At 43.8% G+C, this 8,009-nt stretch carries 7 protein-coding genes; 4 read left to right on the forward strand and 3 right to left on the reverse strand.

Going from position 1 to position 8,009, the window contains the following annotated elements; all coding sequences use genetic code 11:
* From QVP40_RS13700 to ade, 4 genes are all read left to right on the forward strand, one after another.
* Positions 1 to 827 (forward strand): DUF4080 domain-containing protein (locus QVP40_RS13700; RefSeq protein ID WP_288200615.1); only part of this gene is annotated, 827 nt, incomplete at its 5' end.
* 146 nt (positions 828 to 973) lie between these two features.
* Entirely contained in the window at positions 974 to 1,759 is a 786-nt protein-coding gene (locus QVP40_RS13705; protein WP_022068929.1) for an AIR synthase-related protein, read from the forward strand.
* Positions 1,760 to 1,948: 189 nt separating this feature from the next.
* Positions 1,949 to 2,443 carry a tRNA (cytidine(34)-2'-O)-methyltransferase gene (locus QVP40_RS13710; protein WP_022068930.1) on the forward strand — a complete coding sequence of 165 codons (495 nt, stop codon included), beginning with the start codon at positions 1,949 to 1,951 and terminating at the stop codon, positions 2,441 to 2,443.
* Positions 2,444 to 2,978: 535 nt separating this feature from the next.
* Positions 2,979 to 4,706 carry an adenine deaminase gene (gene ade, locus QVP40_RS13715; protein WP_022068931.1) on the forward strand — a complete coding sequence of 576 codons (1,728 nt, stop codon included), beginning with the start codon at positions 2,979 to 2,981 and terminating at the stop codon, positions 4,704 to 4,706.
* A 65-nt stretch (positions 4,707 to 4,771) separates the two neighbouring features.
* On the opposite strand, the gene QVP40_RS13720 is transcribed toward ade, so the two are convergent.
* The 3 genes from QVP40_RS13720 to QVP40_RS13730 form a co-directional block, all read right to left on the reverse strand.
* On the reverse strand, positions 4,772 to 6,184 hold the full coding sequence (locus QVP40_RS13720; RefSeq protein WP_022068932.1) for a sensor histidine kinase: 1,413 nt from the start codon (positions 6,182 to 6,184) through the stop codon (positions 4,772 to 4,774).
* Positions 6,181 to 6,882: a response regulator transcription factor gene (locus tag QVP40_RS13725; protein ID WP_022068933.1), complete on the reverse strand. Its 702-nt coding sequence runs from the start codon at positions 6,880 to 6,882 to the stop codon at positions 6,181 to 6,183. The genes QVP40_RS13720 and QVP40_RS13725 overlap by 4 nt, the downstream gene beginning before the upstream one ends.
* 18 nt (positions 6,883 to 6,900) lie before the next feature.
* The coding region (locus tag QVP40_RS13730) for a Smr/MutS family protein (RefSeq protein ID WP_288200616.1) at positions 6,901 to 8,009 on the reverse strand (1,109 nt) is incomplete at its 5' end.

Here is an 8,009-nt window from a genome sequence, read left to right on the forward strand (position 1 = left end):
AGTCCACAAATCCGGATACCATCCGTGCGATCCACAGGAACATGGATCTGAAAAAGCTGGAAGCATCTGTGGCCCGTGTAAAGAGCTTTGGAAATATCCATCAGCATCTGGATCTGATCGCCGGACTTCCCTGTGAGGATTATGAAAGCTTCCGGCGTTCCTTTGAACAGGTTTACCGCATGAAGCCGGATCAGCTTCAGCTGGGATTTCTGAAGGTGCTGAAAGGCTCTTCCATGTATCATGAGGCGCAAAAATATGAAATTCTGTACAAGGAAAAAGAGCCTTATGAGGTTCTGTCTACAGCCTGGCTTTCTTATGAGGATATTTTGAAGCTGAAAATGGTGGAAAGTATGGTGGAAGTGTATTATAATAGTGGTCAGTTCCGGAAAACGCTTTCCTGGATCGAGACGTTTTATCAGGAGATGTTTTCTTTTTATGAAAGTCTGGGAGCCTATTATGAGGAAAAAGGATATGAAGAGATCTCTCATTCCAGGCTCAGGCGTTATGAGATTCTCCTTGAATTTCTGAAAGAGAGGACACAGCTTCCTGTAAATACAGCATCTCAGCATATGGTATATGATCTTTATCTGAGAGAAAAGCTGAAAAAACGTCCGGTTTTTGCTATGGATCAGAAGCCTTATGAAGCATCTGTGAGAAATTACAGGAAAGCAAATAAAATTCCAAAAACAGCTCACATTGAAGTATTTGGTGACGGAAGCGCGGTTCTGTTTGATTATGAAGCGCGTGACCCTCTTACAAACAATGCCCGGGCAGAACAGATTTTTTTGGAACGGAACCCGGTAAATGATATAGAAACAGAAGCGTGATCCGTAATATAAAAGAGGTGACAAATATGGGAATGTTTAATCCGAAAAAACGTAAAATAATTACAGCAGTGATCGCTGTGATCCTTGTGCTTGCCATGGTGGTTCCAAGTATCCTGTCCATTCTTGTCTGACAGAGGAAACGATACATGAAACTTGGACAGAAAGCAATGGAAGCATTAAGAGCTGAGATCACAGGTGAACTGAAGGCAGGGGATGATCTGGTTGTTGCAGGAGATATCGCCCTGTCAGGGACAGCTCTGATCACAGAAAAGGAAAAAGAAACCCTTAAAAGCTATTTTTCAGAAGGCTTTCTCTGGGATGCGCAGAGAAGCCCCTCTCTTTATGGAGCATATGACGCGGAGGTTCTTTTAGGAGACCGGGAAAATCTTACCTGTGAGCAGATGAACGGGAGAAAAAGAGCCTGTGCAGAAAAATCCTCTGTATGGGAAGCTGCACGGAATATGGGAGCAGATGCGCTTTATATTCTGGGAACAGGCGGTGTGCTTGCCGGCCTGTGGAAAATGGCAGAGGCCGGAGAAACAGGAATTCAGGCAGATCTCCGCAAAATACCTGTGCGCCAGGAAACCATAGAAATCTGTGAGCGGTTTGATCTGAATCCTTACAGGCTTTTTTCGGAAGGGGCGCTTTTGATCGGCACGCAAAATGGGGCGGAGCTTGAGCTTTTCTGCAGACAGAAAGGAATTCCGGCGGCTGTGATCGGAAAGGCCGTAAAGGGCAATGACAGATTACTGTACAGCGGAGAAAACTGCAGATACCTGGAACGTCCTGCGGAAGATGAGCTTACAAAATTTTCCTGGGGAAGCTCCTGGAAAAATAAAGGTCTGCTTCCGGGCAAAGACAAAAACCGGAAAAGCCATAAACGGAATCCAGATAAAGGCAATACCGGAATACTTTCCGAAAAAGATAAATAAAATCAGAAAAGCCATAAATGAGAGATATACAGAACTAAAGACATGGCATTTACGGAAACAGGAGAGCAGAATATAAAACAGAACATAAATGTGATGTTTCTGTAAAGGGAGAAACAGAAGGCTGTATATGCACAATACAGACAAGGAAAATGGCAGTATACTTCCAGAAAAATACAAGGAGAAACAGATATGCTGAATATTGTACTTCACCAGCCGGAGATTCCGGCAAATACCGGAAATATCGGAAGAACCTGTGTGGCAACAGGAACCAGGCTTCATTTGATCGAGCCTCTTGGCTTCAGTCTCAGCGAAAAGGCATTAAAAAGAGCCGGAATGGATTACTGGAAGGATCTGGATGTAACTACTTATCTTGATTATGAGGATTTTCTGAACAAAAATCCGGGGGCAAAAATTTACTATGCCAGTACAAAAGCGCCTCAGACCTATGCAGATGTCAGCTATGAGGAGAACTGCTTTATTATGTTTGGCAAGGAAAGCGCAGGCATACCGGAGGAAATTCTTCTTAAAAATCAGGAACACTGTGTAAGGATTCCCATGATCAACGACATCCGTTCTCTGAATCTCAGCAATTCTGTGGCAGTAATTCTTTATGAGGCTCTGAGACAGCAGAATTTCAGCCATATGCAGCTGGAGGGACAGCTTACAAAATATCACTGGAAATAAAAGAAATCAGGCAGAGCATTGTCTGAGGGACGGCTCTGTGCTGAATAAAAATAGAAACTCTGAGATACATTCCGGGTATGGAAAATCTCAGAGTTTTTGTTTTGCAGCAAATGATACCGGAAGAATTCTTTTTAATAAAGGAATTTTTTAGATATAAGGCTGTTCTGGTCTATAAGGAGTGGTTATTTTATCTGTCATAAAAGGATGAGCAAAAGAGTAAGAGTGAATCTGCTGCAGTATGTATCATACAGATATAAAAAATAAATAAGTTCCGTATGCTCAGCATACAGGATCAGAGCCAGAAAGAGATGAAATAGTTTTTAGAATATTTATGGATAAAAACCAAAATAAGAAAACAAAAACGCTGTGAATTATTAAAAACACACAAATTATAATTGAAAATATGTAAGAAAAATGATAATATAATTGAAATATAACTTTAATATAAAGAAAAATCTGTATGTACAGATAAAAACTAAAATTTATGAGAATATAAAGCCGGAATATTCTCAGATATCAAAAAGGAGGCAGGGATATGGAGCTTGAACAGTATCGTATATATTCTGAAATGGCAAGAGGAATTCGAAAGGCCCCTCTTGTTTTGAAAAATGCGAATATTTTTTATGCACATTCAGGTGAATTCCGCAAAGGCGACGTGGCTGTTGCAGACGGACTGGTTCTTGGAACAGGAAGCTACAGCGGTGAGAGGGAAACAGATCTTTCCGGAAAGTATCTCTGCCCGGGCTTTATTGACAGTCACCTTCATCTGGAATCTACTCTTGTGACTCCGGGAGAGCTGATCCGTCAGGCTGCCCAGTGCGGAACTACTACATTTATTGTGGATCCTCATGAATCTGCCAATGTGTCAGGAACAGACGGCATTGATTATATTCTGGAGCAGACAGAGGATGTTCCTGCCAATGTGTATGTGATGATGCCCTCCTGTGTGCCTGCAACCCATGTAGATGACAATGGATGCACTCTGACAGCAGGAAAAATGAAGAGCTATCTGAATAATCCGAGAATTCTGGGACTTGGAGAGGTGATGGACGCCGTTTCCGTGATCAATGGCAGTGTTTCCATGCATGAAAAACTGGGATTGTTTCAGGATCGTATCCGGGACGGACATGCGCCGTTTCTGGAAGAGGGAGAACTGGCAGCTTATGCGCTGGCGGGAATTGCAACGGATCATGAGTGCGTGGACTATGAATATGCTATGGAGGAATGCCGAAACGGTCTGCAGGTGCTGATCCGGGAAGGCAGTGCGGCGCGCAATCTGGAAGCTATTATAAATGGTATCGTAAAAAATCATACAGATACTTCAGGATTCTGCTTTTGTACAGATGATAAACACATTGAAGAGATACAGAGAGAGGGACATATTAATTACAATGTAAAACGCGCGGTACAGCTTGGACTGGCTCCGGAAAAGGCTCTTAAAATGGCAACGATCCAGGCCGCCCGGTGTTATGGACTGAAGCATCTGGGTGCCATTGCTCCTGGCTATCAGGCTGATCTGGTGGTTCTGGATAATCTCAGAGACATGAACGTGCTGGAAGTTTATCATAAAGGCATAAAAATCCAGAAAGATGAAAAAACAGAGATCCGCCCCTGCTCCCCTTATCTTAAAAATACCGTTCATTTAAATAATTTCAGTGAAAAGGATCTGAGGCTTGTACATACAGGAGAAAAAGCCCATGTACTTCAGATGGTAGAGGGACAGATCGTAACAGAAGATCTTGTGGAGGAGGTTCCTTTCAGAGAAGAAGCAGGAGAGAGGATTTTTGCCGCAGATGGCATTTATCAGAAAATTGCAGTGATTGAGCGCCATAAGAATACAGGAAAAACAGGAGTCGGCATTGTAAAAGGGTTCGGGATCACAGGAGGAGCCATCGCGTCAAGTGTTTCTCACGATTCTCACAATCTGATTGTGATCGGAGACAATGACAGAGACATGTATCTGGCTGTGCAGGAGCTTTTGCGCACCCAGGGAGGATACACGCTGGTGGAGAACGGAAAAGTTTACGATACACTGCCGCTTCCGGTTATGGGTCTGATGAGTGATGCAGGGTATGAGAATGTAAACGCACTTCTGGGAAAAATGATCCCCAGGGCATATGAAATGGGAATCAAACAAGGATTTGATCCTTTTATCACTTTGTCCTTTATGGCGCTTCCGGTTATTCCTGAAATCCGGGTGACTCCAAGAGGAATCTATCTTGTAAAAGAGGACCGAATTCTTTCCAGTCCTTTTGAAGCATAATGTTATTACCCGGAATGGAAAGAGAAATATTTCAGGTAAATGAAAAGCACGGCAGGAGACAAATCCTATCGTGCTTTTTCCAGAGTGAAAATAAATTCTGTTCCAATGCCCTCGGTACTGATCACATTAATGTGCTGATCATGAGCATGGATGATCTCTTTTACAATAGACAGACCAAGACCGGTACCTTTCTGGTCTTTTCCTCTGGAAATATCTGTTTTATAAAAGCGTTCCCAGATTTTGGAAAGGCTTTCCTTTGGAATGCCGATTCCGTGGTCTTTGACAGAAACAAAAATCTTTTCATTTTTTTCTGTTGTCTCAATAATGATGGTTGAATGATCCGGGCTGAATTTAATGGCATTGTTCAGCAGATTATGGAGCACCTGCTGGATCTGTTCCACATCTGCCCTGACGTACAGTTCTTTTCCGGAAAGAATCAGTTCAAGGAGAATATGACGTCTGGTGCAGTCGCCCTCATAAGTGGCGGCAGCTTTTTTTATGGCCTCGTTGATATCAAAGGTCTGAATGTTCAGGAGACGTTTGTGGATATCCAGCTCATTCAGGGTGAGGAGACCTTTTGTGAGCTTTTCCAGACGGTCAGCCTCATAGGCAATGATCTTCAGGTACTTATCCTGCATTTCCACGGGGATCGTGCCGTCCATCATTGCTTCCACATAGCCTTTTATGGAGGTAAGCGGTGAGCGGAAGTCATGGGAAATATTGGAGATAAACTGTCTCTGATATTCTCCGTTCCGGTTCATTTTATCTGCCATATAGTTCAGATTGTTTGCCAGATATCCAAGCTCATCGTCTGTATAAACAGGAATTTTATAGGTAAGGTTGCCTCCGGCATATTCGGTAACTCCTTTTTTAATCTCTGTAAGCGGTTTGTGAACATACTGACGGAACACAAGCAGGATCAGGGACATCAGTATATAGACAAGCAGGAAAAGAAACTGAAGGATAAAAAGATATCGGTCTCTTTGCTGGTAAAGACTGCTCATCATATAGTGAATGGCAACATAGCCTTTGATGGTCATGTTGTCTGTAATGGGAGCGATTACGCTGAGGCGCGCATCATCCTCAAAGTACCCGTAGAAATAGCCTACCTGATAATAGGTGCTTCCCCAGATGGACGGATCAAAACCTGAAAGAGGAATGGGTTCTTCCGGAGAAATATCTTTCCGGGTACTCAGAACAACCTCTCCTCTTTCATTAATGATCCAGATGATGGTATTGGGATAGTCTGCAACCATAGTAAGCTTTTCTCGGATGCTGTCAAGGCTGGAAGCGGAAATATTATACCGGATATCCTCATTTTCTGAGATACGGTAGGCGCTCTGATAGAGATCGGCGCTGATATCTTTTTCCAGCTGAGATTCGATCATATGAGAGCCGAACAGCGTAACCAGCAGAAAACCAAAGAGTCCTACAAAAAGGTAGACCTCCAGGAATTTCCGGGAGAGCTTTTTTTTCATCTGTTTTTTACCTCAAATTTGTAGCCGATGCCCCACACAGTTGCAATGCTCCATCCGGGATTATCCTTGATTTTTTCGCGGAGCCTTTTAATGTGGACATCCACAGTTCTTGTATCACCGATATATTCATAGCCCCAGATATGGTCAAGAAGCTGTTCTCTTGTAAATACCTGATTGGGAGATGAAGCCAGGAAATAAAGCAGCTCCAGCTCCTTGGGGGGCATGTCTACCTGTTTTCCCATATAGGTGACCGAGTAGTTGGTAAGATTGATGGTAAGGTCAGGATAGGACACTGATTTTTCTCCGGAAGGGGCAGCCGGTTGTCTGACCTTAAAGCGGCGGAGCACAGCGCGGACACGGGCCACCAGTTCTTTTGCATCAAAGGGTTTGATAATGTAATCATCTGCTCCAAGTTCAAGCCCCAGAACCTTGTCAAAAGTTTCGCCCTTTGCAGAGAGCATGATAATGGGAACATCCGAGGTATGACGGAGCTCTCTGCACACCTGATATCCGTCGATTCCGGGCAGCATCAGATCAAGGAGCAGAAGATCCGGATGAAAAGAGTCAAATTCTTTCAGCGCCTGTTCCCCGTCATTTACGATTTTTGTCTCAAAGCATTCCTTTGTAAGATACAGAGAAATCAGTTCTGCAATGTTGTTATCATCATCAACGATAAGAATTTTCTGTTTGGATGTCATTAGGAAATCCTCCCTCTGTTATTTAAAATCTACAATAGTCACACCTGCATCGCCCTCGCCGAATTCGCCCAGACGGAAAGAAGAAACATGCTTCTGGCGGCGCAGATAATCATGGATTCCTTTTCTCAGAGCTCCGGTTCCTTTTCCATGGACAACACGGACGCTTTTCAGGTGGGCAATATAGGCGTCGTCCAGATATTTATCAAGCTCGGCAATGGCTTCGTCTACTGTGCGGCCGAGAAGATTGATTTCTGTGGAAACACTGGCAGACTTGGACATACGTATTTTTCCGGCTCCTGTTTTCTGAAGAGAAGGGGTGGTGATCACCGGTTCATCCACAAGCTCCAGATCAGAGAGATGTACTTTGGAACGGATAATTCCCATCTGCACAAAAAGGAAACCTTTGGAATCCGGACGGCTTCCCACAGTTCCTTTCAGGTTCATACTGAGAACCTTAACAGAGTCTCCAGGACGGATATCTTTGGCCGTAAGCTGCTTTTTAGGCTTCTTTGTTTCCTGTCTGTCAGACATATTTTTTTCTGCTTTGTTCATCCGTTTGCGGAGTTCCTGGCGCTCTCTTTCCACAGCCGAGGTATCCACATTATTTTTCTGGAATTTATGGAACAGTTTCATGGTCTGGTCAGCATATTCTTTTGCTTCCTCCAGAACCTTGTGAGCCTCTTCATTTGCCTGGCGGAGAATACGGTCCCGCTGGGCATCCAGTTTTTCCTGGCGGGATTCCAGCTGTGCTTTGAGAGTTTTGATCTCCTCTTTATAACGGGCGATCTCCAGTCTTTCATTTTCAATGGTAACGCGGTTTTCTTCCAGAGAAGAAAGAACATCCTCAAAGGATTCATCCTGTTCGCTGATCTGTTCCTTAGCTCTTTCAATGATCTGATCGGAAAGTCCAAGTTTGGAAGAGATGGCAAAGGCATTACTTTTTCCGGGAATACCGATCAGAAGGCGGTAGGTAGGACGCAGGGTTTCTACGCTGAACTCACAGCAGGCATTTTCCACACCCGGTGTAGAAAGAGCGTATACCTTAAGCTCGCTGTAATGGGTGGTTGCCATGGTCCTTATGCCTTTATCATGAAGATAGGAAAGGATGGAAATGGCAAGAGCAGCGC

This window comes from Blautia sp. CAG:257, from assembly GCF_000433815.1.
Taxonomy (GTDB): domain Bacteria; phylum Bacillota; class Clostridia; order Lachnospirales; family Lachnospiraceae; genus Blautia_A; species Blautia_A caecimuris.

What these genes read in the sequence shown, in the direction of transcription:
- QVP40_RS13705 (WP_022068929.1), top strand. Translation starts at nt 974, where the DNA reads ATGAAACTTGGACAGAAAGCAATGGAAGCATTAAGAGCTGAGATCACA.
- QVP40_RS13710 (WP_022068930.1), top strand. Translation starts at nt 1,949, where the DNA reads ATGCTGAATATTGTACTTCACCAGCCGGAGATTCCGGCAAATACCGGA.
- ade (WP_022068931.1), top strand. Translation starts at nt 2,979, where the DNA reads ATGGAGCTTGAACAGTATCGTATATATTCTGAAATGGCAAGAGGAATT.
- QVP40_RS13720 (WP_022068932.1), bottom strand. Translation starts at nt 6,184, where the DNA reads ATGAAAAAAAAGCTCTCCCGGAAATTCCTGGAGGTCTACCTTTTTGTA.
- QVP40_RS13725 (WP_022068933.1), bottom strand. Translation starts at nt 6,882, where the DNA reads ATGACATCCAAACAGAAAATTCTTATCGTTGATGATGATAACAACATT.